Genomic DNA, 26,549 nt, shown 5'->3' with positions numbered 1-26,549 from the left:
AACAAACTGCGACAGCGCAGGACTACGTCGCCGGGGGCGGGCGCAGGGCCTGCGGATCGAAGAGTTTGAGGACCCACCAGTAGAAGATCGCTATGGGCGGGGCAAAGATCGCGGCCAGCGGGCCCAGGTAGCTGGACAGGATCAGGCCCAGCAGCAGTCCGATGACCAGCGCCGTGGCCCAGCCGCCATAGCCGTTTCGCAATGCGCCCCAATGCAGCAGGGCCGCCGGCAGGACGCCGATCCAGGAAAACATCGGGGCGTAGAAGCTCAGGATCGCGGCGATGCCGAGGTTCAGGTGCGCCTCGCTTGCGTCGGCCAACGTGTTGGACAGGGCCAACAGCACAACGCCCAGCCCCATCGGGGATATCCAGGCCAGGACAATGGCGCCCAGGAGCGACCGGACCCGAAGCCGGGGCGCTTCGGGGTCGGTCTGCCAGGCCGGCCATGTCGTCATGCAGAACCGCCGACGGTGAGGCCGCCGATCAGCACGGTGGGCTGGCCGACACCGACGGGGACCCATTGGCCCTGCTTGCCGCAATTGCCCAGCCCCGGATCGAGCGCCATGTCGTTGCCAAGCGCCCGGATGCGGGTCAGGGCCTGAGGGCCGTCGCCGATCAGGGTCGCGCCCTTGACCGGGGCGCCGCGCTTGCCGTCCTTGACGATATACGCCTCGGTGCAGCTGAAGACGAACTTGCCGCTCGTGATGTCGACCTGGCCGCCACCGAAACCGACGGCGTGGATGCCGTCCTTCATCTCGGCCACGATTTCGTCCGGGGTGGCATCGCCGCCCAGCATGTATGTGTTGGTCATCCGCGGCATCGGGGCGTGGGCATAGCTTTCGCGGCGGCCGTTGCCGGTGGGTTCGACCCCCATCAGGCGGGCGTTCTGCCGGTCCTGCATGTAGCCGACCAGCACGCCATCCTCGATCAACACGTTCTTGCCCGACGGCGTGCCCTCGTCATCGACGGAGATCGAACCGCGGCGGTCGGGGATCGTGCCGTCATCCAGCACCGTCACGCCCTTGGCCGCGACCTGCTGGCCCATCAGCCCGGCAAAGGCGGAGCTGCCCTTGCGGTTGAAGTCGCCCTCCAGCCCGTGGCCGATCGCCTCGTGCAGCAGGATGCCGGGCCAGCCCGGGCCCAGCACGATGTCCATGACCCCGGCCGGGGCGGGGACCGCTTCGAGGTTGACCAGCGCGATGCGCAGCGCATCCTGCGCCTTGGCCTTCCAGTCGGCGGGATCGAGCAGACCGTCGAGGCCCACGCGGCCGCCACCGCCCGCCGTACCGGATTCGCGCCGGCCGTTCTGTTCGACGATCACCGACACGTTCACCCGGACCATGGGGCGGGCATCGCGGGTGATGTCACCCTCGGGGCGCAGGATCTCGACTTCCTGCAGGGAGGCGGCGATGGAGGCACTGACCTGCACGACGCGGGGGTCCATGTCGCGGGCGAAGGCGTCGATTTCCCTAAGCGTTTCGACCTTGACCGGGAAATCGGCCCCGGCAATCGGATCGGCATCGGTATAGAGCCGCCGGTTTGTGGCCTTGGGCGGGGGCGCCATGGTGCCGCCGCCATCGCCGACGGCCAGCCGCGCGGTTTCGGACGCGCGTTTCAGGGCGGATTCCGTGATCTCGGTGCCATGGGCATATCCGGTGACGTCGCCGCGCACCGCGCGCAACCCGAACCCTTCGGAGGCGTCGTAGCTGGCGGTTTTCACCCGGCCATCGTCGAAATGCAGCATCTCGGAGCGCTTGCGTTCCAAAAACAGCTCGCCGTCGTCGCCGCCCGCCGTCGCCTCGCGCAGGAGACCGAGGGCGCGGCCCTCGTCGAGCAAGGATTCAAAGGGTCTGAATGGGGTATCCGACATGTTGTCTGCTCCGTGGCCGGTGGCCGTTACGCGTTGCGGGAGGGCGGTTTTTCTTGATCCATGTCAAAAAAGCGTCCGTTTGCCGCAAGCGTGATTATTGTGGTGTTGTGAAGAATATGGTTTTAAGCAGCCGCAAACAACGGGCGGATCCGGGATTCCGAGTCCGGCTCCCGTGGACGGATCACGAGCCTTAACCGATCAGGGTGACACATGCGTATTATCACGAGCCTTCTGGCCCTTCTGGCGTCCTTCGCCGCCCTTCCCGCTTTCGCGCAGGACGCGCTGGAAACCGTCGGTAAGCCCGAGCCTGGCGCGCTTGGCTTCCAGCCCGCCGTGACCGAGGTCGCGAGCGACCTGCAATGGCTGGATCACATGATCCTGTATATCATCACGGCGATCGTGATCCTGGTCTGTATCCTGCTGCTGATCGTGATCTTCCGCTACAACAAGAAGGCCAACCCGACCCCGGGCACCTTCACCCACAATTCGCCGCTGGAAGTCGCGTGGACGATCGTTCCGATCCTGATCCTGGTCTTCATCGGCGCGTTCTCCCTGCCGATTCTGTTCAAGCAGCAGACCTTCCCGGACGGTGAGATCAACATCAAGGTGACCGGCTACCAGTGGTACTGGGGCTATGAATACACCGACAGCGAAGCCGAACTGGCCTACGACGCCTACATGATCGGCCAGCCCGCCACGATGACCGAGGAAGACCAGAATGCCGGTGCCCAGGCCTACGTGAACAGCGACGCCATGAAGGCCAAGCTGGTCGCCAATGGCTATAACGAGGACGAGTTCCTGCTGGCCACCGACACCGCGATGGTCGTGCCCGTCGGCAAGACCGTCGTGCTGACCGTGACCGGCGCCGACGTGATCCACTCCTGGACCATTCCCGCCTTCGGCGTGAAGCAGGACGCCGTGCCGGGTCGCCTGGCGCAGATCTGGTTCGCCGCCAACAAGGAAGGCGTCTATTTCGGCCAGTGTTCGGAACTGTGCGGCAAGGACCACGCCTACATGCCGATCACCGTCAAGGTCGTCAGCCAGGAAGTCTACGACGCATGGCTGGCCGCTTCGGAAGAAGCCGGCACCTATGTTGATCCGTCGCAGCTGAACGGCTGATCCATCATCCCGGCCGGAGCATCGGCCGGGGGTTCAATACGGGCGGATCCGGGTGATCCGCCCCGACTTACGGGAACGCTATGACTGACGCGAGCATCCAGACGCAGACTGAGCCGGGCGAGGCGCAATTCGGCGATTTCGTCGCCCTGCTGAAGCCGCGCGTGATGTCGCTCGTCGTGTTCACCGCGGCGGTCGGCCTGCTGGCCGCACCGGGTGGCGTGCATCCCTTTCTGGCCTTCTTCGCGGTCCTGTGCATCGCCATCGGCGGCGGCGCATCGGGCGCGCTGAACATGTGGTACGATGCCGATATCGACCGCATCATGAAGCGCACCAAGGGCCGCCCGATCCCGTCGGGCCGGGTGACGCCGCAGGACGCGCTGGCCATCGGCCTGACGCTGTCGGGCTTTTCGGTCGTCATGCTGGGGCTGGCCTCCAACTGGGTTGCCGCCGGGCTGCTGGCCTTCACGATCTTCTTCTACGCGGTCATCTACACGATGTGGCTGAAGCGCTGGACGCCTCAGAACATCGTCATCGGCGGTGCCGCCGGCGCCTTCCCCCCGATGATCGGCTGGGCCGTGGTCACCGGTGGCGTATCGCTGGAATCGGTGCTGATGTTCGCGCTGACCTTCATGTGGACCCCGCCGCATTTCTGGGCGCTCGCGTTGTTCATGAAATCCGATTACGAGGAAGCCGGGGTGCCGATGCTGACGGTCACCCATGGCCGCCGCACCACGCGCCGCCACGTTCTGGCCTACACCATCCTGCTGGCGCCGGTTGCGATCGGGCTGGGCTTCACCTCGATCGGCGGGCCGATCTACCTGAGCGCGGCCGTGATCATGAACGCCCTTTTCCTGAAAGGCGCCTGGGACATCCTGCGCCGGGACGAGGACGCAGCGGAAGCTGACAAATACAAGGTCGAGAAGCGTTTCTTCGCCTTCTCCCTGCTCTATCTTTTCCTCCACTTCGGCGCGATCCTGGCCGAAGCCGCACTGCGCCCCTGGGGCCTTGGAGGATGGTAATGTCGTTTCGTGAAGAACATGAACTGCACAAGCGTCGGTTCGGTCGCAACCTGGGCCTTGGCCTGGTTCTGATTGTCTTCGTATCGCTGGTCTTTGGCCTGACGATCGTGAAGGTGTCGCAGAACCCGATCCAGCTGCCGGCGCAGGGAGGAACTGAGTAATGGCGATCTCCGGACCCAAGAAAACCGTTCTGACCACCGTCGGCGTCGTGACGGTGATGGCGAGCCTCGGCTTTGCCTCTGTCCCGCTTTACGACCTGTTCTGCCGCGTCACCGGGTTCGGTGGCGTCACGCAGGAGGCGGATGCCGCCAGCGACGAGATCCTGGACGAGACCATTAAGGTCCGTTTCGACGCGTCGCTGGACCGGAACATGCCGTGGGAATTCAAGCCCATGCAGCGCGAGATGGAGCTGCGGATCGGCGAGACGGGCCTGGCCTTCTACGAGGCCTACAACCCGACCGACCGCCCCGTCGCCGGATCGGCGAGCTACAACGTCTACCCCTACGAGGCCGGCGGTTTCTTTACCAAGATCGACTGCTTCTGCTTTGAAGAGCAGGTCCTGCAGCCCGGTGAACGGGTCGAGATGCCGGTGACCTTCTACGTCGACCCCGAGATGGTCGAGGACCGCGACGCGAAATACGTCCAGACGATCACGCTGGGCTACACTTTCTACGAGATTGACCTTCCCGATCGGCAAGCTGCGCTTGAGACGGATGGCACCAAGGATGTAAACTAAGACCTCCTCAGGTGAGGGAACGAGGGAACCAGGATGGCGCATGAGAAGAACCACGACTACCATATTCTGAGCCCGTCAATTTACCCGTTTATCGGGTCGATTGGGGCATTCATCATGCTCTTCGGCGCAGTGCGCTGGATGCACGATGGCGGCCCGTGGATGTTCCTGATCGGCCTTGCTGCCGTTCTGTACACCATGTTCGGCTGGTGGGCTGAAACGGTGAAGGAAAACAAGGTCGGCGATCACACCCCGGTGGTGCAGATCGGCCTGCGTTACGGCTTCATCCTGTTCATCATGTCCGAGGTGATGTTCTTCTCGGCGTGGTTCTGGACCTTCTTCAAGCACGCGCTGTACCCGATGGGTGAAATGTCCCCGATTCGCGACGGTCAGTGGCCGCCGGCGGGGATCGAAACCTTCGACCCCTGGCACCTGCCGCTGATCAACACGCTGATCCTGCTGTGTTCCGGTGCGGCGCTGACCTGGGCCCACCACGCCCTGGTGCACGAAGACAACCGCCAGGACGTCAAGTGGGGCCTGCTGCTGGCCATCGCCCTGGGCGCGATCTTCACGGTCTTCCAGGCCTACGAATACAGCCACGCCGCCTTCGGCTTCTCGGGCAACATCTACGGCGCGACCTTCTTCATGGCGACCGGGTTCCACGGCGCGCACGTGATCATCGGCACGATCTTCATGATCGTCTGCCTGTTCCGGGTCTATGGCGGTGAATTCACCCCGAAAAGCCATGTCGGCTTCGAAATGGCCGCCTGGTACTGGCACTTCGTCGACGTCGTGTGGCTGTTCCTGTTCGCGGCAGTCTACATCTGGGGCGGCTAAGCACGGGCGGGCCCCGGCCCGCCGCATGAGAGATTGAAAGGCGCGGGGCAGGGCTTCGCGCCTTTGGCATTGAAAGGGCATAGCGTGATCAAGAAGTGGATCGGACCCCTTGTCATGGGGATCGGCGGCGTCGCCATCCTTGTCTCCCTGGGGATGTGGCAGGTGCAGCGGCTGGCCTGGAAAGAAGGCATCCTGGCCGAGATCGAGGCGCGGATCGCCGCGGCCCCGGTCGCGCTTCCAGCCAGCGTGGACCCGGTGGCGGACGAATACCTGCCGGTCGAGGTGACGGGCCAGTTCGGCGAGGCGGGATTGCGCGTCCTGGCCAGCCGCAAGCAGATCGGCGCCGGGCATCGCCTGATCCAGGTTTTCGAGACGAGCGAGCGGCGGATCATGATCGACCGCGGCTTCCTGAAACTGAATGATACCGCGCCTCCGCTGCCCGAGGGCGAGGTGACGATCACCGGCAATCTGGCCTGGCCCGAGGAAACCGACGGCTTCACCCCGGAACCGGACGAGGCCACCAACCAGTGGTTTGCCCGCGAAGTGCCCGACATGGCCGCCGCGCTGGACACGGAGCCGCTGCTGATCGTGGCGCGCAGCCTGTCCTACGACGCCGTGCCGGTCGACCCGATGCCGGTCTCGACCGCTCCCATTCCGAACGATCACCGGGAATATGCGATCACCTGGTTTTCTTTGGCGGCAATCTGGCTGGCCATGACCCTTTATCTGCTTTATCGCACGGGCAGACCGCAAAAAGGTGAGACGACGTGAAGTATATCTCGACCCGGGGCGCGGCCCCCGATCTGAGCTTTGAACAGGCGATGCTGACCGGGCTGGCCCGGGATGGTGGGCTCTACGTTCCCGACACGATCCCGACCCTGTCCGAAGGCGATATCGCCGCGCTGGCGGGACTGTCCTACGAGGAAACCGCCTTCCGCATCATGCGCCCGTTCCTGGGCGATGCCTTCACCGATGATGAATTCCGCGAGATCATCGCCAAGGCCTATGACGGCTTCGGCCATGCCGCCCGCGCGCCGCTGGTCCAGCTGGCGCCGGGGCATTTCCTGCTGGAGCTGTTTCATGGGCCGACCCTGGCCTTCAAGGATTTCGCGATGCAGCTGATCGGCCAGCTGTTCGAGGCGTCGCTCACCCGTTCGGGCGACCGGGTGACCATCGTCGGCGCGACCTCGGGTGATACAGGGTCAGCGGCGATCGAGGCGTTCAAGGGGTTGGACGCGGTCGATGTCTTCATCCTCTTCCCGCATGGCCGGGTGTCCGAGGTGCAGCGCCGCCAGATGACCACGCCGTCCGAAGCCAACGTCCACGCCCTGTCGGTGACCGGCCATTTCGACGATTGCCAGGCCCGCGTGAAGGACATGTTCAACGATTTCGACTTCCGCGACGAGGTGCGGCTGGCGGGCGTGAACTCGATCAACTGGGCGCGGGTGCTGGCGCAGGTCGTCTACTACTTCTCCTCCGCCGTCAGCCTGGGTGCGCCGCAGCGCAAGGTGTCCTTCACCGTGCCGACGGGCAATTTCGGCGACATCTTCGCGGGCTACATCGCGCGCAAGATGGGTCTGCCCATCGACAAGCTGGTCGTGGCCACGAACCAGAACGACATCCTGCACCGCTGCCTGAGCACGGGCGCGTACAAGCCCGACGGCGTGATCCCGTCGATCAGCCCGTCGATGGACATCCAGGTGTCGTCGAATTTCGAACGGGTGCTGTTCGATGCCTACGGCCGTGACGGCAAGGCGGTCGCGCAGCTGATGGACGAGCTGAAATCGGGCGGGTTCACCGTCAGCCAGGGCGCGTTGCAGCATCTGCAGGACCTGTTCCTGTCGGGGCGCGCCTCGGAGGAGGAGACCTCGGCCACGATCAAGCGACTGCGCGAGACGACCGGAGAGCTTCTGTGCCCGCATTCCGCCGTGGGCGTGAAGGTGGCCGAAGAGAACCTGGACCCTGCCGTGCCGATGATCACGCTGGCCACGGCCCACCCGGCCAAGTTCCCCGACGCGGTCGAGGCTGCGACGGGCCTGCGCCCGGGCCTGCCGCCGCGCATGGCGGACCTGTTCGACCGCGACGAACGGGTGACCCGGGTCGAGAACGACCTGGCCGAGATCGAAGACTTCATGCGAGGAAAGATCGCCAATTGACCCCACAGCTTCACACGCTTTCCAACGGGTTCCGTATTGTCACCGAACGGATGCCGGGGCTGCAATCGGCCTCTATCGGGGTCTGGGTGGCAGCAGGCGGGCGGGATGAACGGCCCGAACAGAACGGGATCGCGCACTTCCTGGAACACATGGCGTTCAAGGGGACCAAGACCCGCAGCCCCGTGCAGATCGCCGAGGCGATCGAGGATGTCGGCGGCTACATGAATGCCTATACCTCGCGCGAGGTGACGGCCTATTACGCACGGGTCCTGGGGCAGGACGTGCCGCTGGGGCTGGACGTGATCGCCGACATCCTTCGCAATTCGACGCTGGATGCGCGCGAGCTGGAGGTCGAACGCGGCGTGATCCTGTCCGAGATCGGGCAAGCGCTGGACACGCCCGACGACGTGATCTTCGACTGGTTGCAGGAACAGGCCTACCCGGAACAGCCGCTGGGCCGGACGATCCTGGGCCCGGCGGAACGGGTCAAGGGCTTCTCGCGCGATGACCTGTCGGGCTTCGTGGGCGAACATTACGGGCCAGGCCAGATGATCCTGTCGGCCGCCGGTGACGTGGATCACGACGCCATCGTCGAGATCGCGGAACGCCAGTTCGGAGACATGACCCCGGTGAATCAGAAGGTGGCCGGCGCCGCCAAGTTCGTCGGAGGCGAGGTTCGGCGCGAAAAGCAGCTGGAGCAGGCTCATGTCGCCATCGGCTTCGAAAGCCCCAATTACCGCAGCGAGGATGCCTATGTCGCGCAGGTCTATGCCGCGGCCATGGGCGGGGGCATGGCCTCGCGCCTGTTCCAGGAAATCCGCGAAAAGCGCGGGCTGTGCTACACGATCTTCGCCCAGGCCGGGGCCTATACCGATACCGGGATGACGACCGTCTATGCGGGAACCTCGGGCGATCAGGTGGGGGACCTGGCGCGGCTGACCATCGACGAGATGAAGCGCGCCGCCGAGGATTTCACCGAAGAGGAAACCGCGCGGGCCAAGGCGCAGATGAAAGCGGGGCTGCTGATGGGGCTGGAAGGCCCGTCGAGCCGCGCCGAACGGATGGCGCGCATGGTGCAGATCTGGGGGTATGTCCCGGCACTGGACCATGTGGTCGAACGCATCGAGGCGGTCAGCCGCGACGACCTGCGCCGCTATGCGGAACGCATGGCCGTCGAGGCACCGATGGCGCTGGCGCTTTACGGCCCGGTGGCCGGTGCGCCGGACCACGCAGCGTTGAACGAGGCACGGGCGGCCTGATGATCCTGAACCGGCGGAAGGTGCGGATCGAGACCGAGCGGATGTCCCTGCGCCCGCCGGTCCATGGCGATCACCGTGCCTGGTCGGCTCTGCGACGCGACAGCGCCGATTTCCTGACGAGGTGGGAGCCCAGCTGGGCGCCGGATCACCTGTCCCGGCGCGCCTTCACCAACCGGGTCTACTGGGCGCAGCGGTCGATTAACAACGGCTCTGCCCTGCCGCTGTTCCTGATCCGACGCGAGGATGAGGCGCTGCTGGGCGCGATCACGTTGGACAATATCCGTCGCGGTCCGGCCCAGGCCGGGACCATCGGCTACTGGACCGGGGAACGCTATGCCCGGGAAGGGTACATGCGCGAAGCCATAGACGCACTGGTGCATCATGCCTTCCACCGCATGGACCTGAGCCGGATCGAGGCGGCCTGCCTGCCCGAGAACGCACCGTCGCGGGCGCTGCTGGAAAAATGCGGGTTCAAATACGAAGGTGTCGCGCAGAGCTATCTGCAGATCGACGGACGCTGGAGGACGCATGTGCTCTATGCGGCGCTGCGGATGGACCGGCGCGGCCGCACCGATGTGGGCTAAGGCGCCCGATCCTCGCGTCCTGATCCAAAGGCGCGCCTGCGGCGCACACGACCTGAGGCCTTTGTCGCGGGCAAAGGCGGCGGGCGCGGGCGGCACCGGTTGCGATCTGCGGTGACGGTGCCGAGTGCTGCGGCGGCGCGGGGCCTTGCCGTGGGCGCAGGACAGTGAAATCCTGTCCACTTGTTTGCGTTCGGGCGAATCCGCCTATGTTTCTACAACCAACCTTTTGTTTCTTCAGGAGCGTCATGAGCCCGTCGGCCCTCAAATTCGGACCTTTCGCGACGTGAGCCGGGACCTCGATCAGCTGATCGCCTGCCCGCGCTGCGATGCCGTCTACCATGTCGAAGAGCCCGGCATGGGAGAACGGGCCGTCTGTGCGCGGTGTCACAACGTGCTGATCGCGCCGCGCAAACGGGCCGGCAAGCAGATCATCGCGATTGCGCTGGCCATCGTTGTGCTGGTGATCGCGGCGACGATCTTTCCGTTTCTCAGCATCCGCGCGGCGGGGGTAAGCCACGGGTCGTCGGTCCTGGATGCGGCGCTGGCCTTTTCGTCCTCCAGCCTTCTTGTCGTGCTGACGCTGGCCGTGGCGGCGCTGATCGTCTTCATCCCGGTTCTGCGGGCCCTGCTGGTGATCTACGTGCTGACGCCGGTGGTCTTCGACCGGCCGCCCTGGCCCGGTGCAATCCGCGCCTTCCGCCTGTCGGAGGGGCTGCGGCCCTGGTCGATGGCCGAAATCTTTGCCATCGGCTGCGCAGTGGCGCTGGTGAAGGTGGCGGATCTGGCGGACGTGCATTTCGGCCCGGCCTTCTGGATGTTCTCGGCCCTCGTGGTCCTGATGATGCTCAAAGACAGCTACATGTGCAGGTATTCGGTATGGAAATCCCTGGAAACGTAACCACGGCCCGGCAGATGGGGCTGGTGGCCTGTACCCGCTGCACCAAGGTGTGGCCGGGAGAGACGGAGCGGTGCGGCCGCTGCGGTCACCGGATGCAATCGCGCGATCCGGGGTCGTTGCAGCGGGCCTGGGCATGGTGGGTCGTGGGGCTGATCTGCTACATACCCGCCAATACCTACCCGATGCTGTCCACGCGCACGCTGGTGTCGAAATCCGAGGACACGATCGTCGGCGGCGCGGTGGAGCTGGCCCATCACGGCAGCTATGGCATCGCCATCGTCATCCTTGTCGCCTCGGTGCTGATCCCCATCGGCAAGTTCGCGGTGATCGCGGCACTGGCCATTGGGGTGCGTCGCGGCACGCGGATGAGCCAGCTCAGGCGTCACCAGTTATACGAGGTGGTCGAATATATCGGGCGCTGGTCGATGATCGACGTCTTTGTCGTGGCCATCCTGTCCTCGCTCGTGCAATTGGGGGCACTGGCATCCATTGCCCCGGGCAAGGCGAGCCTGTTTTTCGCCCTGTCGGTCATTTTCACCATGCTGTCGGCGCAAAGCTTCGACAGCCGCATGATCTGGGACCGGGACAGTGAGCCCACGCCCCAGCCGCTACAGCCTCAGGAGGTCCATGCGTGACCGAGACACCGCCGAACGTGCCGATCCGCCCCGCGCGACGCAGTTTCTTCGAACGGGTGTCGATCGTCTGGGTCGTCCCGCTGGTCGCCCTGGTGATTGCACTTGGCGTGGCCTGGCAGAGCTATGCGGATCGCGGGCCGGTTGTCGAGATCGCCTTTGAAAACGCGTCGGGCGTGGTCGCAGGGCAGACGGAGCTGCGCTATCGCGATGTTGCCGTGGGGCTGGTCGAAACCGTGTCCTTCACCGAGTCTCTGGGCAAGGTGCTGGTGGGCGTCCGGCTGGACAAGGCCGTGGCCGAGTATGTGGACGACGAATCCGAGTTCTTCGTGGTCCGGCCCGAGATCACCTCGCGCGGGGTGTCGGGGCTGGAGACGGTGCTGTCCGGTGTCTACATCCAGGGCGATTGGGATACGGAGCCGGGCGGCTTCACCCCTCTGCACGAGGGCAGCGCGGATTCGCCGCTGATGGTTGGCGGCAAACGCGGCAAGCGCCTGGTGTTGCGCGCGGCCCCCGAGGCCAGCCTGACCGAGAGGTCGCCCATCGTTTACCAGGGGCTGGAAGTGGGTCAGATCGGTCGCGCCAACATCACCGATGACGGCAACACGATCGAGGCGGAGGCGGTGGTCTTTGCCCCGCATGACCGTCTGATTTCCTCGGCGACCCGGTTCTGGGATGCGTCTGGCTTCAGCTTTTCGCTGGGGCCGGGGGGCGCACGTCTCGACTTTTCCTCGGTCGCGTCGCTGGTATCGGGCGGGGTGACCTTCCGCACCGTTGTCTCGGGCGGGGAGCCGGTCGAGGATGGCCAGGTTTTCGTGGTCTACCCGGACGAGGGATCGGCCCGGTCCAGTGTCTTCAGCGAGGAGGACGGGCCCCGGTTGAACCTGAGCGCGATCTTCGAGGATCACGCCTCGGGCCTGAGCGAGGACGCCCCGGTTGAACTGGGCGGCATCCGGATCGGTCGGGTGACGGCGTTGAACGGCGTTGTGGACGCAGACCGGTTCGGGGACGAACGGGTGCGGCTGGCGGTGACGCTGTCGATCAACCCGTCCCGGCTGGGCATGGACGGCGATATCGGGGCCGACGCAGCGCTGGAATTCCTGCAACGACGCGCGCAGGAAGGGGTGCGGGCGCGGCTGGTGAATGCCTCGCTTCTGACCGGGGGGCTGAAGGTCGAAATGATCGAGATCGAGGAGCCGGACCTCGATCCGGCCGAGATCGACCTGACCCATGAACCGAACCCGCTGTTCCCGACGACCGAAAGCGATATCGCGGATGTCTCGGCCACGGCGGAGGGTGTGTTCGAGCGGATCAACGCCTTGCCGATCGAGGAATTGCTGGATAGCGCCATCGGCCTGATGGACAATATCAGTCGCGTCGCGGGCAGCCCGGATCTGCGAGCGCTGCCGACCGACTTGCGCGCCACCATCGGCGAGGTGCGTGGCACCGTCGAAGAGGTGCGCAATGTGATCGGCTCCGAAGATATCCAGGCGTTGCCGGGCCGGATCACGGCCGTGGCGGACCAGCTTGAGATCCTCGTGTCGGACCTGAACGAACGCGACGTGGCGGGGCGGGTCCTTGCTGCCTTCGACGCAACGCAGGAGGCCGCGGCGGATGTCAGCAAGGTCTCGCAAGGCCTGCCGGAGCTGTTCGAGAGCATCGACGCAGTGGCCAAGAAGGCCGCGAACCTGGAGATCGAGCAGCTGACCGAGGAGTTGACGGGCCTGACCCGCAACGCCCGGACCTTGCTGGGATCGGATCAGGCGCAGGCCCTGCCGGCGGCGGTGACCGCCACCCTGGCCGAAATCGACACCATTCTGTCCGAGGCGCGCGAACAGGGCATGACCGACAGCATCGTGACCGCGCTGAACGCGGCGCGGGATGCGGCCGGAACCGTGTCGCGGTCCTTCGAAGGGGTGCCGGACCTCGTGGACCGGCTGAACGCCGTGGCGGCCAAGGCGGAAACCGTGCCGCTGGATCAGCTGGGCGAGGACCTGTCGGCCCTGCTGAACAGTGCCAATCAGGTGCTGGACACGGACGGTGCGCGGCAATTGCCCGAGGATCTTGGCAACGCGCTTCAGGAACTGCAGGCGGTGTTGCAGGAGCTGCGCGAGGGCGGCACGGTCGAGAACGTGAATGCCACCTTCGATTCTGCCCGCCAGGCCGCGGACACGCTGCGCGAGATTGCCCAGCAATTGCCGGCGATCCTGTCGCAGGCGCGGTCGGTCCTGTCCCGTGCGGGGTCGACCATCGAAGGATATGACGCGGACCGGGGCGTGGGCCGTGATCTTGCCATCGCCGTGCGCGAGGTGCAGAGGGCGGCCGAAGCCGTGTCCTCTCTGGCCCGCGCGCTGGAACGCTCGCCCAATTCGCTGCTATTCGGACGCTGACATGACCTATCGCACTACCCTGCTCGCCCTGACCCTGTCGCTGCTGGCCGCCTGTGGGGGCGGGACCATCGAACGCTACGCGGTGCCCGCGTCCAGCCAGACCGCCGACCTGCCGCGGATTTCCAGCCGGTATGGCAGTATCGAACTGCGCGAGGTGTCGCTGCCCAGCTACGCGTCGTCCGAAGAGATCGCGAAACGGGGGGAGACCGGGGCCATCACATCGGAGTCCTCGCTGCTCTGGGCGGATCAGCCGTCGCGGGGCATGACGCTGGAACTGGCGCGGCTTCTGGGCCTTATGACCCGCGCCCAGGTCGCGGCAGAGCCCTGGCCCTTCCTGGACCGCGCCGCCGCGCTGGTAGATATCCGGGTCGAACAGATGCTGGCCGATGCCGATGGCACGTTCCGCCTGTCGGGGCAGTATTACGTGGCGCCGGATAGCGGCGTCGGCGGGCGGTCGGGCCTCTTTGACCTGTCCGCACCGATCGTCGGAGAGGGCGCGAGCGCCATTGCCGCTGCGCGGGGGCAGGTGGTTCGGTCCCTCGCCGAAGAGATCGCCCGACGCGGCCTGCGCTGATGCCGCGCGCCATCCCGCCGCAAAGCGGTTCGCGGGGCGGTTGGCGGGATGACAGCGCCTTTGGCACGGGCTAAACAGGGCGGACCGAAGAACAGGGGGCGCCACGTGGCTTTCACGATTGCAATCGACGGCCCGGCCGCAGCCGGAAAGGGCACGATTTCCAAGGCTTTGGCCAATGCCTTCGGGATAGCGCACCTGGATACCGGTCTGATCTACCGCGCGACCGGTCGTCGCCTGCTGGACGGTGTCGAAGCGGTGGAGGCCGCGCGAACCCTGCAAGCTGCTGACCTGGAGGCCGACGGCCTGCGCACCCCCGATGTTGCCCGCGCCGCCAGCCAGGTCGCCGCGATCCCCGAGGTGCGCGAGGCGCTGGTGGATTTCCAGCGCGCCTTTGCCCGCCGGTCCGGCGGGGCCGTTCTGGACGGGCGCGATATCGGCACGGTGATCTGTCCCGAGGCCGAGGTGAAGTTCTTCGTCACCGCCTCCGACGCGGTCCGCGCCGAGCGGCGCTACGCGGAGCTGTCGGGCACCGGCCATGACGTGACGCTGGACCAGGTGCTGGCCGATCTGCGGGAACGCGATGCCCGGGATTCGGCACGCGCCGCGGCACCGATGATCCCGGCCGAGGACGCGGTGGTGCTGGACACGTCCGAGATGTCGATCGATCAGGCCGTGGAAGCCGCGATCAAACTGGTGACCGAGCGTTCGGGGCAACAGCCCAAGCTCTAATCCCCTTAATTTTCTCGAAAAGATTGTCGGAAAAGGCGGGTTCGACTATCCTGATCGCATTGGGGCGACCGGGCGCAGAACCCGGCGCGTCGTGAGGCAGCATAGGCAGACGCCATGGCGCAGGCGCATTTGCACGACATTTCGGGCGTGGATCGCCCGGTTCTGGTCTGTGACCTGGACGGGACGCTGATCCGGACCGACCTGCTGGATGAGTCCTTCTGGGCGGCGCTGGCCAGCCGCTGGACTGCGCCTATTGCCGCCTTTGCCGGCCTGTTGCGCGGGCGGGCCGCGCTGAAATCCGTGCTGGCGCAGCGCGGCGATGTCGATGTGCGCCATCTGCCCTATCGCGAGGATATCCTGGCCCGGCTGCGGGATTGGCGGGCGCAGGGCGGAAAGGTCGCTCTTGTCACCGCCGCCGACCGCCACCTGGCGGAACGCGTCGCGGCGCATCTTAACCTCTTCGACGAGGTGCATGGATCGGACGGCGGCGTGAACCTGAAAGGTGGGGTCAAGGCGGCCTTCCTGATCGACCGCTACGGCGCGGGCGGGTTTCACTATATCGGCGATTCCGAGGCTGATCTGCCGGTCTGGGCCGCATCTTCGGGCGCGGTGACGGTCGGTGCGCCGCACTCCCTGCGGCAGCGGGTCCGGGCAGAGGGCGGGGTGGAACATCTGGACACCGACCTGCCCTCCTTCCCCCGAGCCTTGATGCGCGCGCTCAGGCCGCATCAATGGGCCAAGAACATCTTGATCTTCCTGCCGCTGCTGGCGGCGCACCGGATGGATACGCCGGGGGTGTCGCAGGCGGTGCTGGCCTTCATCGCCTTCGGGCTGCTGGCCTCTTCGGTCTACGTGATCAACGACCTGCTGGACCTGCCATCGGACCGGGCACATCCGCGCAAGCGTGCGCGGCCCTTTGCCTCCGGCCAGTTGGCGTTGCGGCACGGGCTGTGGCTGACGCCCTTCCTGCTGGTCGCGGGGTTCGGGTTGGGCGCGCTGCTGGGGCCGGGCTTCGTCGCGGTTCTGCTCGCCTATTACCTGACGACGACGGCCTATTCGATGTGGCTGAAACAGGTGCCGGTGCTGGATATCTGCACGCTGGCGGGCCTTTACACATTGCGGATCGTGGCGGGGGCCGTGGCGACGGGCACGCCGCTTTCGGTCTGGTTGCTGGCCTTCTCGATCTTCTTCTTCTTCTCGCTTGCCGCGGTGAAACGACAGGCAGAACTGGTGGATGCGGTCGCGTCGGACCGGGCGTTGAACGCGCGGCGTGGCTATCGCGCAGAGGACCTGCCGCTGGTCGCGATGATGGCGGTCGGGGCGGGTTATGTCTCGGTCCTGGTCATGGCGCTTTACGTGAATTCGCCCGAGGTGACGGACCTATACGCGCGGCCCGAGGTGCTGTTCGGGATCTGTGCGATCCTACTGTTCTGGATCAGCAGGATCGTGTTGATCACCCATCGGGGCAAGATGCATGACGACCCGGTGGTCTTCGCGGCCAAGGACAAAGTCAGCTATGCGGCCTTTGGTCTGGTCTTCCTGCTGGTCGTCGCGGGAGCGCAATTGTGAGCCTGCCGGGCCTGATCCTGCGCTATGCGGGTTTCGCGGTGATCGCGGTGCTGGTCAACCTTGCCGTTCAACGTGGCGTTCTGGGGCTTGGGCTGGGCTTTGTTCTGGCCTTGCTGGCCGGGACGGCGGCGGGGCTGGTGGTGAAGTACGTCCTCGACAAGCGCTGGATCTTCGACGACCGCAGTCGCGGGGCCGGCGCGCATGGGAAGAAGTTCTCGCTTTATACCCTCATGGGGGTGGCCACGACGGCGATCTTCTGGGGGGCGGAAACCGGGGCCTGGCTGATCTGGGGCACCGAAACCGCGCGCGAGGTCGGGGCGGTGATCGGGCTGAGCATCGGCTACGTGGTCAAGTACCGGCTGGACCGGCGGTTCGTCTTTGACCGGGGGGTGGCCGCATGAGCGCCGATCTGTCCGGCTGGGGCCGCTACCCGCGGATCGAGGGGCGCCGCATCCCGGTGCGGGACGAGGACGGATTGCGCGCGGCGATGGCGGACGGACCGGTGATCGCGCGCGGCAATGGCCGGTCCTATGGCGATGCGGCGGCGCAGGTGGGGGGGACGCTCGACATGCGGCGGATGAACCGGATGCTGGACTTCGACGCCGATACCGGCGTGCTGACGGCCGAAGCCGGGGTGATCCTGGGTGACGTGATCGCCGCCTTCCTGCCGCGCGGTTGGTTCCCGCCTGTGACGCCGGGCACCAAGCTGGTGACGCTGGGCGGGATGATCGCAGCCGATGTGCACGGCAAGAACCACAGGCGCGACGGCACCATTGGTCGCCACGTTCTGTGGGTCGAGGTGATGGGCGCGGACGGCGAGCTGCGCCGCGCCTCCCGCAGTGAGAACTCCGATCTGTTCGCGGCGACCATTGGCGGGATGGGCCTGACCGGGGTAATCCTGCGCTGTGCCCTGCAACTGGCCCCGGTGCAGACCGGCTGGATCCGACAGGAGATGATCCCGACGCCTGACCTCGATGCCGCCATGGAGGTGTTCGAACGCGATGCCGCGCAATATGCCGTTGCCTGGTTCGACTGTCTGGCCAAGGGCGCCGATCTGGGCCGGTCGCTGGTGATCCTTGGCGATCATGCGGAGCCGTCGGATCTGCCCGCCAACCGGCGCCCCGTGCCTTTCGACGTGCCCGTGCGCAAGGCGCGGCGGGTGCCGCTGGATGCGCCGGGCTTTGCCTTGAACAAGTACACCCTGCGCGCATTCAACGCGCTCTATTACAGGGTGAATGCGGGCAAGGCCGGGCGGTCGGTCGTGGATTGGGACAGCTATTTCTATCCCCTGGACGCGGTGCATGAGTGGAACCGCATCTACGGGCGGCGCGGCTTTGCACAGTACCAGGTGGTGCTGCCATTGGAGGCTTCGCGCGATGGCTTGCGGACCCTGCTGGATGTGATCGCGGCGGCAGAGCAGGGGTCCTTCCTGGCTGTCCTGAAACGGCTGGGGCCGGAAAAGGGGCAGTTCTCCTTCCCGATGGAGGGATACACCCTGGCCCTGGATTTCCCGGTCAGCCCGGCGGCGCTGCGGTTGCTGGACCGGCTGGATGCGATCACGCTGGATCATGGCGGACGGTATTACCTGGCCAAGGACAGCCGCGTCCCGGCCGAGGTGCTGCACAAGGCCGATCCACGGGCGGGCGAATTTGCCAGGGCGCGGCAGGCGGCGGGATATGCCGGGGTCTTTGCCTCGGCGCAATCGGAAAGGTTGAAGCTATGAGCCAGGTCATGATCCTTGGTGGGCGGTCGGATATGGCGCTGGCCTGCGCCCATGCCTTCGCGGGGGCCGGACATGATATCGTCCTGGCGGCGCGCCGATCCGAAACGCTGGGCCCCGAGAAGGCGGATATCGAACTGCGCTACGGTGTCACCGTCGGCCTGCGGGACTTCGACGCGCTGGATGTCGACGGGCACGAGGACTTTGCTGCCGCGGACCCGCTGCCCGACATCGTCATCTGTGCCGTGGGCCGGATGGGCGAGCAGGACGCGGATCAGGACGACGTCGCTGCCTCTGTCGCCGTGATGCGGTCGAATTACGAGGGGCCGGCGGCGATCCTCGGGGCCTATGCCACGCGCATGGAGGCGCGGGGCACGGGGACCATCGTCGGGATCTCTTCGGTGGCGGGGGACCGGGGACGCGCGACGAATTACATCTACGGATCGGCCAAGGCAGGCTTCACCGCGTTCCTGTCGGGGATGCGCAATCGGCTGACCGGCACCGGGGTGCATGTGGTGACCGTGAAACCGGGTTTCGTGGCGACGCAGATGACCGAACATATGGACCTGCCAGAGCGGCTGACCGCGCAACCGGCGGAAGTTGGCGCGGCGATTTTGAAAGCCGTCGACAAGGGTCAGAACGTGATCTATGTGCGCGGCGTCTGGCGGCTGATTATGGGAATCATCCGCAGCATCCCGGAAGCCATATTCAAGAAGATGTCCATCTGATGCCTCAAGATCGCCCTGCAAGGGCGGCAGCATAAAGGGTGCCAGAGGGCCAAAGACCGAGCAGCAAGGAAAGCACCATGCAACCCGCACAAACCACGGCGCAAGCGCCCAAATCGCAAGAGGCCCAGACGGTCCCCGCGCGCAATACCGGCGACGATTGGCGCCAGTTCGACTTTGCGGAGGACTGCCTGGTCCGCCGCCCGGTCAAGGCTGCCGAAGACAGCTGATCTTTTGGCGCCAGGCGATCCGCGAAGGAGACGCCTGGCGACCTTTTCGATCCAATGTGGGGGCTGTAAGCGGTCCCTCAGCCGCGCACATTCCACTTGGCGCGGATCAGCGGTTCATACACTTTCCAGGCTTGGGCAATCGACGGCTTGATGCCCTGCCGAACCTGCCAGCGCGAAATCGTGTTCATCTCGGTCTTTGCAGCAGAGGGGTTGAGGCAGGCCTCTTCCCAGTCCAGGCCCAGCTTGTTGAGCACGGGTTCAATGGTCTCGCGCGTGCGGCCGACGACATCCTCGAACTGCATGTCGATCCACTGGCCCGGGGCCGCGTAGGTCTTCCACGTCTCGCACAGTTTCAGATGCAGGTCGTACTGGCTGAGCGTGTCCTTGAAATCGTAGGCGTAATCGTGCCCCGTGCCGAAATGGTTGCGGAAGCAGGACCAGCAACTGGCCAGCTTGTCCCGGTGGGAATGGATGATCAGCGCATCGGGGAACAAGATCGGGATGGCGAAGGCCGACCAGTAATTTCCCGGCAGCTTGTCGACCAGGATCTTGCCCTCCAACCCCTGCGCAACAGCATCCTGCGGCAGACGTTTGAAGTAATCCTGGCGCATCTGCTCAAGATCGGCAGTGGCGAAGGCCGCGACGGTCTGCGGATTGGGAATGCCGCGCGGCTTGTTTACGGCTAGCGCCAGGCTGGTCTGTTCGCCGACGCTGACGATACCCGAATGGGCCGAAAGGATCTGGGTCGTCAGACTGGTGCCGGATCGCGGCATGCCCAGGACAAAGACCATCCGGGGTTTCGTCGGCGGCAACGGATCACGATGTGCCGGCGGGTTGCGCAGCACCTGCGTCACCCGTTTGCGCGTCGCCTTGTGATCCGTCTGCCCGCGATAGGTGGAGTTCGCCAGCACGAACTTGTCGAACGCGGCCTTGTGATCGCCCAAGTCATCCAGCGCCTTGCCCTGCAGGAACAGGATCATCGTCCGGATCGGCCGATCCAGTGCCTTGCCATCCCCGATGGCCAGCAGCCGTTGCGTCACCGGATCGTCTGCACTCATCCGACCGGAGTTGGTGTAGACAAGGAAACCGGCCAGGTTGTTGGGATCGAGCGAGAACATCTCGGTCGCGAACCGGCGGGCGGCGTCGAAATCGCCCTGGTTCATGACCTCTTCGGCCCGACGTGACAACAGGTTCAAGCGATTGTAGTCGGATTGCGAATGCATGTCGGCTCGGATCGTTGGGGATATTCGCGGGATAGTTGCTTTTGCGCTGCTTTTCCAGAGCCGTCGGCCCCGACAGCCCGGTGCTGGCCCCGTGTCAGGTCTGGGAAAGGCCCCGGATAGGCCCGGCAGGATATGGCCCAGCATGTTTTGGGGCTTGATTTACAGGGGCATGAGGGGTACTTGCAGCCCGTCGACAAGGCGAAAAGCCGCGATGGAAGTCTCAGGCAGGGTCGGGAGCACCGGCCCTTCTTCGTTTCGCGGCGGCTCAAATGACCAACCCCAAGACCGGCGGAGACAACCGTTCGGCCAGACAAAACGCTAGTAAAGGAACAGACAAGCCACATGGCTCAGAACGCATCCATGGAGGAATTCGAAGCCCTCCTCAACGAAAGCTTCGAAATGGACACCCCCGAAGAGGGTTCGGTTGTCAAAGGCAAGGTCATCGCAGTTGAAGCAGGCCAAGCCATCATCGACGTCGGCTACAAGATGGAAGGCCGCGTTGATCTGAAAGAATTCGCAAATCCCGGCGAAGCGCCCGAAATCACCGTTGGTGACGAGGTCGAGGTTTACCTGCGCGCCGCCGAGAACGCCCGTGGCGAAGCTGTCATCTCGCGCGAGATGGCCCGCCGCGAAGAAGCCTGGGATCGCCTGGAAAAAGCTTACGCCGACGACGCCCGCGTCGAAGGTGCAATCTTCGGCCGCGTCAAGGGTGGCTTCACTGTCGACCTCGGCGGTGCCGTGGCCTTCCTGCCCGGTTCGCAGGTCGATGTCCGCCCCGTGCGTGACGCCGGCCCGCTGATGGGTCTGAAGCAGCCCTTCCAGATCCTGAAAATGGACCGCCGCCGGGGCAACATCGTTGTCTCCCGCCGTGCCATCCTGGAAGAGTCCCGCGCCGAACAGCGCGCCGAGGTCATTTCGAACCTCGAAGAAGGTCAGGCCGTGGACGGCGTGGTCAAGAACATCACCGAGTACGGCGCCTTCGTCGACCTGGGCGGTGTGGACGGCCTGCTGCACGTCACCGACATGGCATGGCGCCGCGTCAACCATCCTTCGGAAATCCTGTCGATCGGCGAGACCGTCAAGGTCCAGGTCATCAAGATCAACAAGGAAACCCACCGTATCAGCCTCGGCATGAAGCAGCTGCAGGAAGATCCGTGGGATCTGGTTGCTGCCAAGTACCCGCTGTCGTCGGTCCACCAGGGCCGCGTCACGAACATCACCGATTACGGTGCATTCGTGGAGCTGGAGCCGGGTGTCGAGGGCCTCGTTCACGTGTCCGAAATGTCCTGGACCAAGAAGAACGTGCACCCCGGCAAGATCGTGTCGACCTCGCAGGAAGTCGAAGTCATGGTCCTGGAAATCGACAGCGCCAAGCGTCGTGTTTCCCTGGGTCTCAAGCAGACGCAGCGTAACCCGTGGGAAGTCTTCGCGGAAACCCATCCCGAAGGCACCGTTGTCGAAGGCGAAGTCAAGAACATCACCGAATTCGGTCTGTTCGTTGGCCTCGACGGCGACATCGACGGCATGGTTCACCTGTCCGACCTGTCCTGGGACGAGCGTGGCGAAGACGCCATCCAGAACTACCGCAAGGGCGACATGGTTCAGGCCGTTGTCTCCGAAGTCGACACCGACAAGGAGCGCATCTCGCTCTCCATCAAGAACGTCGGCGGCGACAAGTTTGCCGAAGCGGTTGGTGGCGTGAAGCGCGGCTCGATCATCACGGTCGAAGTGACCGCGATCGAAGACGGTGGCATCGAAGTGGAATACGAAGGCATGAAGTCCTTCATCCGCCGCTCCGACCTGTCCCGCGATCGCTCCGAACAGCGCCCCGAGCGGTTCTCGGTTGGTGACAAGGTCGACGTCCGCGTCACCAATGTCGACAGCAAGACCCGCCGCTTGGGCCTGTCCATCAAGGCACGCGAGATCGCCGAAGAGAAAGAGGCCGTGGAACAGTACGGTTCCTCCGACTCCGGTGCATCGCTGGGCGACATCCTGGGCGCCGCTCTGAAGGGCGACGACTGATCCCAGTCCCCATGATCTTTGCGCAGGCCCCGGTGAAGACCGGGGCCTTTTGCTTTGGGCGGGCGCCGTGATGTTCCGAGTACCGGAACCGGTTTGCCGCCATCCGGCAGGCCGAATCAGGTCAAATTGCCGCAATGCAGCGTTCCGGCCGGATGTTTGCCCGCGCTCCACAATGGTGCGGGAATCCGCCTGCTATGGCCGCAATCGCCGGAAATTCCATGAAAAATCCGACTGATACCCTCGATGAGACAGTTTCGAGACTTCACGAATCCTCCTATAGTCGTGAAGTGTCATAGAATGTGCTGCTGTCTGGTCCTGGGGAGAAACCACAAATGATCCGCTCTGAACTGATCCAGAAAATCGCCGATGAAAATCCGCATCTTTATCAGAGGGATGTGGAGCGTATCGTCAATGTCGTCTTCGAAGAGGTGATCGAGGCCATGGCGCGCGGCGATCGGGTCGAACTGCGCGGTTTCGGCGCCTTTTCCGTGAAGAAAAGAGATGCGAGAACGGGCAGGAACCCCCGCACCGGCGAGGCGGTCCATGTCGAAGAGAAACACGTGCCCTTCTTCAAGACCGGCAAGCTGTTGCGCGATCGTCTGAACGGACAAGAGTGACATGAAATATATCCGCTACCTCTTCCTCGCCTGTCTGGGCGTGGCCCTGATCGCCGTGGCGCTGGCCAACCGCAACATGGTGTCGCTGAAGCTGATGCCCGACGGTTTGTCCCGCATCGTGGGCATGAACCAGACCATCGACCTGCCGCTGTTCGTCGTGATCTTCGGTGGCGTCGTCGCCGGCCTGCTGATCGGTTTCGTCTGGGAATGGCTGCGCGAGCACAAGCACCGGGCGGAAGTGAACCGCAAGGCGCGCGAGGTCGGCAAGCTGGAGAAAGAGGTCAAGCGCCTGAAGGGCGAAAAGCACAAGGGCAAGGACGAGGTACTGGCCCTGCTGGACTGACCCCAACGGTGTCGCGGCTCTGGACGGGCCGCGCCCGAGGGCCTAAGCCCGACCCATGGATATTCGCGTCAAGATCTGCGGCCTGAGCCGCCCCGAGGATGTGACCGCCGCGGCCAGGGCCGGGGCGGTTTACGGCGGTTTTGTCTTCTTCCCGAAATCCCCGCGCGCCGTCAGCGCCGACGTGGCGCAGACCTTGGCAGTCGATGCGCCGGTGGGGCTGGCAAAGGTCGCGCTGGTGGTCGATGCGGATGACGCGCTGATCGACGAGATCACCACCAAAGTGCCGCTCGACATGCTGCAGCTTCATGGCAAGGAAAGCCCCGAACGCGTGGCAGAGCTGCGCGCGCGCACCGGCCTGCCCGTCATGAAGGCCATCGGGGTGTCCGGCGAAGACGACCTGCCGGCGATTGATGTCTATTCCCAAGTCGCCGACCAGTTGCTGATCGACGCCAAGCCGCCGAAGGATGCGGTTCTGCCGGGCGGCAACGGGCTGTCGTTTGACTGGCGGCTGTTGCAGGGCCGGAAATACTGGACCAAACCCTGGATGCTGGCCGGTGGCCTGACCCCCGAAAACGTGGCCGAAGCCGTGCGTCTGACCGGCGCGCGCCAGGTGGACGTGTCCTCGGGCGTGGAAAGCGCGCCGGGGGTGAAGGACGCGGCCAAGATTGACGCCTTCGTCGCCGCGGCAACCGGTCAGGCCAGCGTCACCGGCTGAACCCACCATCCCGTATCGGACAGGCGATCTGCCATCGCCTCAGCCGCATGGCGCGTGTCGGTCAGGGCGAAACAGGTCGCGCCCGACCCGGACATACGAGCCAGCAGACAGGCTTTGTCCTGTCGCAGGCGGTCCAGCACCGCGCCGACCTCTGGCGCTTGTGACAGTGCGGGCGGTTCCAGATCGTTGCGCATGCCGTACAGCCAGTCGATCAGTGCAGCCGCGTCGGGCCAGTCCGGCAGGTCCACAGGCATGGGCGGGTTGGTCTTGGAGCTCAGCGCTCGGAAGATCAGGGGCGTCGGGATGTCGATGCCGGGATTGACCAGGACGGCATGCAGCGGGTGCAAGGCGGGCAGGGGCGTCACGACCTCACCGACGCCCTGCATTCGTGCGGCGCGAGCGGCAAGGCAGACGGGCACGTCGGCGCCCAGGGCTTCGGTCCCGGCGGGCAGGGGGGCGTCCAGCAAGCGCGCCAGCCCCCGCAACGTCGCCGCCGCATCGGAGGAGCCACCGCCGATCCCCGCCGCGGCGGGCAAGCGTTTTTCCAGCGTCACGGCCCCGGTCCAGCCGGCAAAGGCCATGGCCTTGCGCACCAGGTTGCTGTCATCCGTCGGCAGCCCGGCCGAGAGCGGGCCAGTCAGGGTCAGCGACGGCGCCTCGGCCGGAGCGATCGTCAGCAGGTCGCCGAAATCGGCGAAGACGACCAGCGAATCCAGCAGGTGATAGCCGTCGGGCCGTTGGCCCGTGACATGCAGGGTCAGGTTGATCTTGGCCGGTGCAAGTTCCTGCACCGCCCCTTTTGGCGACATGGATCAGCCGCCGTTGTTGTTGATGTCCTGCGCGACCTTCAGCGGCGCGGAGCCCTCTTCGGCCAGCACGGCATCCAGGCCCACCTTCAGCTTGCGGCGGATGCGGGTGGCGTCCTTGTCGTCGGGATCGAAGGACAAGGCACGGTTCCACTGGAATTCCGCCTCAAGCTGGCGACCGACGGCCCAGTAGACGTCGCCCAGATGGTCGGTCACGACCGGATCGACCGGCATCAGTTCGGCCGCACGTTCCATGTGGGACACGGCTTCTTCGTAGCGGCCAAGGCTGTAGAGCGCCCAGCCAAGACTGTCGAGAATATAGCCGCTGTCGGGCCGGGCCGACGCCGCGCGTTCGATCATGTCGAGCGCCTCGTCCAGCTTTTCCTTCTTCTCGACCAGCGAATAGCCGAGATAGTTCAGAACGCGCGGGTGTTCGGGGTTGAGCTCGAGGGCGGCGCGGAAGTCCCGTTCGGCCTCGGGCCACTGGCCCAGACGTTCATGGCTGATCCCCCGCACGTACAGGACGAACCATTGCGACGGGTCGGCCTCGCCATACAGCGAAATGGCCGTGTCATAGGCCGCGATGGCGTCGACATAGCGGTTCATGCCGCGCAGCAGGTCCCCACGCGTGGTGTGAACGATGGGCAGCTCTCCATGGCTTTCGGCCAGTTGGTCCAGCACCTCCAGCGCGGCATCGCCACGGCCGGACTTGTTCAGCGCATCCGCGCGGCCCAGTTCGGCGGCGTGGAAGGCAGGGTTTTCACGGGGGACGCGGCGATAGGCGCGGGTGGCCAGCTCGGGGCGACCCATGGATTCCAGCAACTGCGCCGACAGCAGGATCGCGTCGACGTGGTCGGCGCGCAGGTTTTCAGCGATGCGGGAATAGATCAGCGTGTAATCGTCCGTCGCTTCGCCGTTCAGGGCGGCGGCCACGGAATAGAAGATCTCGGCCACGCCATCGGTGATCTCGGTCACATGGGTGAATGGCAGGATCTCTCCGGCGACCAGGCGTTCGCGCATGTCGGCAAGGCCGGGGTCCAGGTCGGTACCGAAAAGGCGATCCAGAAGGGCCAGCGCGTCGTCGCTGCGGTCCAGCTGGCTCAGTACCTCGATACGGGCCATGGCGCCGCGGCGGGTCATCTGCAGCGGGCCTGCGCCATCCGCGGCATAGATGGCCTCGGAACCTTCGAAGTCACCGACCATCGCGAGCGCGAGCGCCTTGTGGTACAGGGCAAAGCCGCGCAGCCCCTTGGTATCGGCGACCTTGTCGAAGGTGGCGAGGGCCTGGCTCATCTCGCCCTTGCCCAGCTGGGCCCAGGCGACCATCAGCCCGTCGACAAGCGGCCCGACGCCCCGGTCGGCGGTGACACGGTCGAGGATGGCGGCATATTCGCCGGTCATGAATTCATCGGCCGACAGGATCGCCTGGGAGATCTGGCTTTCCAGATCGTCATCTTCCATCCGCTTCGCGATGGAGACGGCGCGTTCCAGGTCACCGGCGGACAGCTGGGACAGGGCGGCGCCTTCCAGCAATTGAGGGTTGTGAGGATCCTTGCCCAGGGCGCGGATGTAGTAGAACACAGCCTTGTCGAAATCTGCGGATATCCGGGCCTGCCGGGCAGCCAGATAATCGCCTGAATTTCCGGCCATCACCGGCAGCGCAGTGGTCGTCAGAGCGGCTGCCAGAGTTACGGCGCGCAAGATGCGTCCTGTGGTAATCATTCCCTCACCTCATCCTGTGTTGCTTCAGCCTAAGGGAAGGGCGCCGCGAAACGCAATG

27 protein-coding genes and 1 pseudogene are annotated in these 26,549 nt (G+C 65.2%); 23 read left to right on the top strand and 5 right to left on the bottom strand.

The annotated features are described in order from the left end of the window. Positions 1 to 22 precede the first annotated feature (22 nt). Positions 23 to 454: a hypothetical protein gene (locus tag ATO9_RS05300; protein WP_043746350.1), complete on the bottom strand. Its 432-nt coding sequence runs from the start codon at positions 452 to 454 to the stop codon at positions 23 to 25. After that, complete coding sequence (tldD, locus tag ATO9_RS05295) at positions 451 to 1,869, bottom strand: metalloprotease TldD (RefSeq protein ID WP_043746347.1); 1,419 nt, start codon at positions 1,867 to 1,869, stop codon at positions 451 to 453. Before tldD ends, ATO9_RS05300 begins: the two co-directional genes overlap by 4 nt. Positions 1,870 to 2,079: 210 nt before the next feature. Between tldD and coxB the strand changes: the two genes are divergently transcribed. The 19 genes from coxB to ATO9_RS24210 all read left to right on the top strand — a co-directional run bounded on the left by coxB (position 2,080) and on the right by ATO9_RS24210 (position 19,043). Beyond that, positions 2,080 to 2,988: a cytochrome c oxidase subunit II gene (gene coxB, locus ATO9_RS05290; RefSeq protein ID WP_043746342.1), complete on the top strand. Its 909-nt coding sequence runs from the start codon at positions 2,080 to 2,082 to the stop codon at positions 2,986 to 2,988. 80 nt (positions 2,989 to 3,068) lie between these two features. After that, positions 3,069 to 4,007 carry a heme o synthase gene (gene cyoE / locus ATO9_RS05285; RefSeq protein WP_043746338.1) on the top strand — a complete coding sequence of 313 codons (939 nt, stop codon included), beginning with the start codon at positions 3,069 to 3,071 and terminating at the stop codon, positions 4,005 to 4,007. Further along, positions 4,007 to 4,168: a hypothetical protein gene (locus tag ATO9_RS24535; protein ID WP_043746336.1), complete on the top strand. Its 162-nt coding sequence runs from the start codon at positions 4,007 to 4,009 to the stop codon at positions 4,166 to 4,168. The genes cyoE and ATO9_RS24535 overlap by 1 nt, the downstream gene beginning before the upstream one ends. Continuing rightward, complete coding sequence (locus ATO9_RS05275; protein ID WP_043746334.1) at positions 4,168 to 4,743, top strand: cytochrome c oxidase assembly protein; 576 nt, start codon at positions 4,168 to 4,170, stop codon at positions 4,741 to 4,743. Before ATO9_RS24535 ends, ATO9_RS05275 begins: the two co-directional genes overlap by 1 nt. Positions 4,744 to 4,776: 33 nt before the next feature. Further along, entirely contained in the window at positions 4,777 to 5,577 is an 801-nt protein-coding gene (locus ATO9_RS05270; RefSeq protein WP_043746331.1) for a cytochrome c oxidase subunit 3, read from the top strand. An 84-nt stretch (positions 5,578 to 5,661) separates the two neighbouring features. Continuing rightward, positions 5,662 to 6,348, top strand: coding sequence for an SURF1 family protein (locus ATO9_RS05265; protein ID WP_043746328.1), 687 nt, complete (start codon positions 5,662 to 5,664; stop codon positions 6,346 to 6,348). Next, positions 6,345 to 7,733 (top strand): threonine synthase, encoded by a 1,389-nt coding sequence (thrC, locus tag ATO9_RS05260; RefSeq protein WP_043746325.1) that lies wholly within the window; start codon positions 6,345 to 6,347, stop codon positions 7,731 to 7,733. The genes ATO9_RS05265 and thrC overlap by 4 nt, the downstream gene beginning before the upstream one ends. Then, entirely contained in the window at positions 7,730 to 8,992 is a 1,263-nt protein-coding gene (locus tag ATO9_RS05255; RefSeq protein ID WP_043746323.1) for a M16 family metallopeptidase, read from the top strand. Before thrC ends, ATO9_RS05255 begins: the two co-directional genes overlap by 4 nt. After that, positions 8,992 to 9,576 carry a GNAT family N-acetyltransferase gene (locus tag ATO9_RS05250; protein WP_043746318.1) on the top strand — a complete coding sequence of 195 codons (585 nt, stop codon included), beginning with the start codon at positions 8,992 to 8,994 and terminating at the stop codon, positions 9,574 to 9,576. Before ATO9_RS05255 ends, ATO9_RS05250 begins: the two co-directional genes overlap by 1 nt. Before the next feature lie 283 nt (positions 9,577 to 9,859). Beyond that, positions 9,860 to 10,474 carry a paraquat-inducible protein A gene (locus ATO9_RS05245; protein ID WP_238318668.1) on the top strand — a complete coding sequence of 205 codons (615 nt, stop codon included), beginning with the start codon at positions 9,860 to 9,862 and terminating at the stop codon, positions 10,472 to 10,474. 14 nt (positions 10,475 to 10,488) lie between these two features. Then, on the top strand, positions 10,489 to 11,109 hold the full coding sequence (locus ATO9_RS05240; protein ID WP_043746316.1) for a paraquat-inducible protein A: 621 nt from the start codon (positions 10,489 to 10,491) through the stop codon (positions 11,107 to 11,109). Next, positions 11,106 to 13,496, top strand: coding sequence for an MlaD family protein (locus ATO9_RS05235; protein WP_052418126.1), 2,391 nt, complete (start codon positions 11,106 to 11,108; stop codon positions 13,494 to 13,496). Before ATO9_RS05240 ends, ATO9_RS05235 begins: the two co-directional genes overlap by 4 nt. 1 nt (position 13,497) lies before the next feature. After that, a complete protein-coding gene (locus tag ATO9_RS05230; protein ID WP_043746314.1) occupies positions 13,498 to 14,070 on the top strand; it encodes a PqiC family protein in 573 nt (190 codons plus the stop codon). Between the two features lie 105 nt (positions 14,071 to 14,175). Next, positions 14,176 to 14,799, top strand: a complete 624-nt coding sequence (gene cmk / locus ATO9_RS05225) for a (d)CMP kinase (protein ID WP_043746311.1) — start codon at positions 14,176 to 14,178, stop codon at positions 14,797 to 14,799. Between the two features lie 114 nt (positions 14,800 to 14,913). Continuing rightward, positions 14,914 to 16,368, top strand: coding sequence for a UbiA family prenyltransferase (locus ATO9_RS05220; RefSeq protein ID WP_043746309.1), 1,455 nt, complete (start codon positions 14,914 to 14,916; stop codon positions 16,366 to 16,368). Then, positions 16,365 to 16,769: a GtrA family protein gene (locus ATO9_RS05215; protein WP_043746306.1), complete on the top strand. Its 405-nt coding sequence runs from the start codon at positions 16,365 to 16,367 to the stop codon at positions 16,767 to 16,769. Before ATO9_RS05220 ends, ATO9_RS05215 begins: the two co-directional genes overlap by 4 nt. Further along, positions 16,766 to 18,091, top strand: a complete 1,326-nt coding sequence (locus tag ATO9_RS05210) for an FAD-binding oxidoreductase (RefSeq protein WP_043746301.1) — start codon at positions 16,766 to 16,768, stop codon at positions 18,089 to 18,091. Before ATO9_RS05215 ends, ATO9_RS05210 begins: the two co-directional genes overlap by 4 nt. Then, positions 18,088 to 18,816 carry an SDR family oxidoreductase gene (locus tag ATO9_RS05205; RefSeq protein WP_043746298.1) on the top strand — a complete coding sequence of 243 codons (729 nt, stop codon included), beginning with the start codon at positions 18,088 to 18,090 and terminating at the stop codon, positions 18,814 to 18,816. The genes ATO9_RS05210 and ATO9_RS05205 overlap by 4 nt, the downstream gene beginning before the upstream one ends. A gap of 77 nt (positions 18,817 to 18,893) precedes the next feature. Next, positions 18,894 to 19,043, top strand: a complete 150-nt coding sequence (locus tag ATO9_RS24210) for a hypothetical protein (protein ID WP_156127799.1) — start codon at positions 18,894 to 18,896, stop codon at positions 19,041 to 19,043. 77 nt (positions 19,044 to 19,120) lie between these two features. Here ATO9_RS24210 and ATO9_RS05200 read toward each other — a convergent pair whose 3' ends face one another. Then, positions 19,121 to 20,266, bottom strand: coding sequence for a sulfotransferase family protein (locus ATO9_RS05200; RefSeq protein WP_043746295.1), 1,146 nt, complete (start codon positions 20,264 to 20,266; stop codon positions 19,121 to 19,123). 333 nt (positions 20,267 to 20,599) lie between these two features. Between ATO9_RS05200 and rpsA the strand changes: the two are divergent. The 4 genes and pseudogenes from rpsA to ATO9_RS05180 form a co-directional block, all read left to right on the top strand. After that, positions 20,600 to 22,288: pseudogene (gene rpsA, locus ATO9_RS05195) on the top strand (30S ribosomal protein S1); the annotation flags it as partial. A gap of 332 nt (positions 22,289 to 22,620) precedes the next feature. Continuing rightward, the gene (gene ihfB, locus ATO9_RS05190; protein WP_043746289.1) at positions 22,621 to 22,905 is read left to right on the top strand and encodes an integration host factor subunit beta; all 285 of its coding nucleotides are present in this window, start codon (positions 22,621 to 22,623) and stop codon (positions 22,903 to 22,905) included. A 1-nt stretch (position 22,906) separates the two neighbouring features. Beyond that, the gene (locus ATO9_RS05185) at positions 22,907 to 23,248 is read left to right on the top strand and encodes a lipopolysaccharide assembly protein LapA domain-containing protein (protein ID WP_043746286.1); all 342 of its coding nucleotides are present in this window, start codon (positions 22,907 to 22,909) and stop codon (positions 23,246 to 23,248) included. A gap of 55 nt (positions 23,249 to 23,303) precedes the next feature. Then, positions 23,304 to 23,963, top strand: a complete 660-nt coding sequence (locus tag ATO9_RS05180) for a phosphoribosylanthranilate isomerase (RefSeq protein ID WP_043746283.1) — start codon at positions 23,304 to 23,306, stop codon at positions 23,961 to 23,963. On the opposite strand, the gene ATO9_RS05175 is transcribed toward ATO9_RS05180, so the two are convergent. Together ATO9_RS05175 and ATO9_RS05170 are read right to left on the bottom strand one after the other, a co-directional pair. Next, positions 23,942 to 24,772, bottom strand: a complete 831-nt coding sequence (locus ATO9_RS05175; protein WP_043746281.1) for a 4-(cytidine 5'-diphospho)-2-C-methyl-D-erythritol kinase — start codon at positions 24,770 to 24,772, stop codon at positions 23,942 to 23,944. The genes ATO9_RS05180 and ATO9_RS05175 overlap by 22 nt on opposite strands. A gap of 3 nt (positions 24,773 to 24,775) precedes the next feature. Further along, positions 24,776 to 26,491 carry a tetratricopeptide repeat protein gene (locus tag ATO9_RS05170; protein ID WP_043746279.1) on the bottom strand — a complete coding sequence of 572 codons (1,716 nt, stop codon included), beginning with the start codon at positions 26,489 to 26,491 and terminating at the stop codon, positions 24,776 to 24,778. Between the last annotated feature and the right edge of the window lie 58 nt (positions 26,492 to 26,549).

The sequence above is a fragment of the Pseudooceanicola atlanticus genome (assembly GCF_000768315.1).
Lineage (GTDB): Bacteria > Pseudomonadota > Alphaproteobacteria > Rhodobacterales > Rhodobacteraceae > Pseudooceanicola > Pseudooceanicola atlanticus.
Note: the sequence above shows the minus strand (reverse complement) of the source record. Positions and strands in the feature narration are given on the sequence as shown.

Bases quoted from the DNA above. Each gene is read 5' to 3' on its own strand.
- ATO9_RS05275 (WP_043746334.1), top strand. From the start codon at position 4,168: ATGGCGATCTCCGGACCCAAGAAAACCGTTCTGACCACCGTCGGCGTC.
- ATO9_RS05230 (WP_043746314.1), top strand. From the start codon at position 13,498: ATGACCTATCGCACTACCCTGCTCGCCCTGACCCTGTCGCTGCTGGCC.
- ATO9_RS05185 (WP_043746286.1), top strand. From the start codon at position 22,907: ATGAAATATATCCGCTACCTCTTCCTCGCCTGTCTGGGCGTGGCCCTG.
- cyoE (WP_043746338.1), top strand. From the start codon at position 3,069: ATGACTGACGCGAGCATCCAGACGCAGACTGAGCCGGGCGAGGCGCAA.
- tldD (WP_043746347.1), bottom strand. From the start codon at position 1,869: ATGTCGGATACCCCATTCAGACCCTTTGAATCCTTGCTCGACGAGGGC.
- ATO9_RS05175 (WP_043746281.1), bottom strand. From the start codon at position 24,772: ATGTCGCCAAAAGGGGCGGTGCAGGAACTTGCACCGGCCAAGATCAAC.
- ATO9_RS24535 (WP_043746336.1), top strand. From the start codon at position 4,007: ATGTCGTTTCGTGAAGAACATGAACTGCACAAGCGTCGGTTCGGTCGC.
- ATO9_RS05270 (WP_043746331.1), top strand. From the start codon at position 4,777: ATGGCGCATGAGAAGAACCACGACTACCATATTCTGAGCCCGTCAATT.
- ATO9_RS05200 (WP_043746295.1), bottom strand. From the start codon at position 20,266: ATGCATTCGCAATCCGACTACAATCGCTTGAACCTGTTGTCACGTCGG.
- coxB (WP_043746342.1), top strand. From the start codon at position 2,080: ATGCGTATTATCACGAGCCTTCTGGCCCTTCTGGCGTCCTTCGCCGCC.
- ATO9_RS05180 (WP_043746283.1), top strand. From the start codon at position 23,304: ATGGATATTCGCGTCAAGATCTGCGGCCTGAGCCGCCCCGAGGATGTG.
- ATO9_RS05170 (WP_043746279.1), bottom strand. From the start codon at position 26,491: ATGATTACCACAGGACGCATCTTGCGCGCCGTAACTCTGGCAGCCGCT.
- ATO9_RS05250 (WP_043746318.1), top strand. From the start codon at position 8,992: ATGATCCTGAACCGGCGGAAGGTGCGGATCGAGACCGAGCGGATGTCC.
- ATO9_RS05300 (WP_043746350.1), bottom strand. From the start codon at position 454: ATGACGACATGGCCGGCCTGGCAGACCGACCCCGAAGCGCCCCGGCTT.
- ihfB (WP_043746289.1), top strand. From the start codon at position 22,621: ATGATCCGCTCTGAACTGATCCAGAAAATCGCCGATGAAAATCCGCAT.
- ATO9_RS05220 (WP_043746309.1), top strand. From the start codon at position 14,914: ATGGCGCAGGCGCATTTGCACGACATTTCGGGCGTGGATCGCCCGGTT.
- ATO9_RS24210 (WP_156127799.1), top strand. From the start codon at position 18,894: ATGCAACCCGCACAAACCACGGCGCAAGCGCCCAAATCGCAAGAGGCC.
- ATO9_RS05205 (WP_043746298.1), top strand. From the start codon at position 18,088: ATGAGCCAGGTCATGATCCTTGGTGGGCGGTCGGATATGGCGCTGGCC.
- ATO9_RS05210 (WP_043746301.1), top strand. From the start codon at position 16,766: ATGAGCGCCGATCTGTCCGGCTGGGGCCGCTACCCGCGGATCGAGGGG.
- ATO9_RS05240 (WP_043746316.1), top strand. From the start codon at position 10,489: ATGGGGCTGGTGGCCTGTACCCGCTGCACCAAGGTGTGGCCGGGAGAG.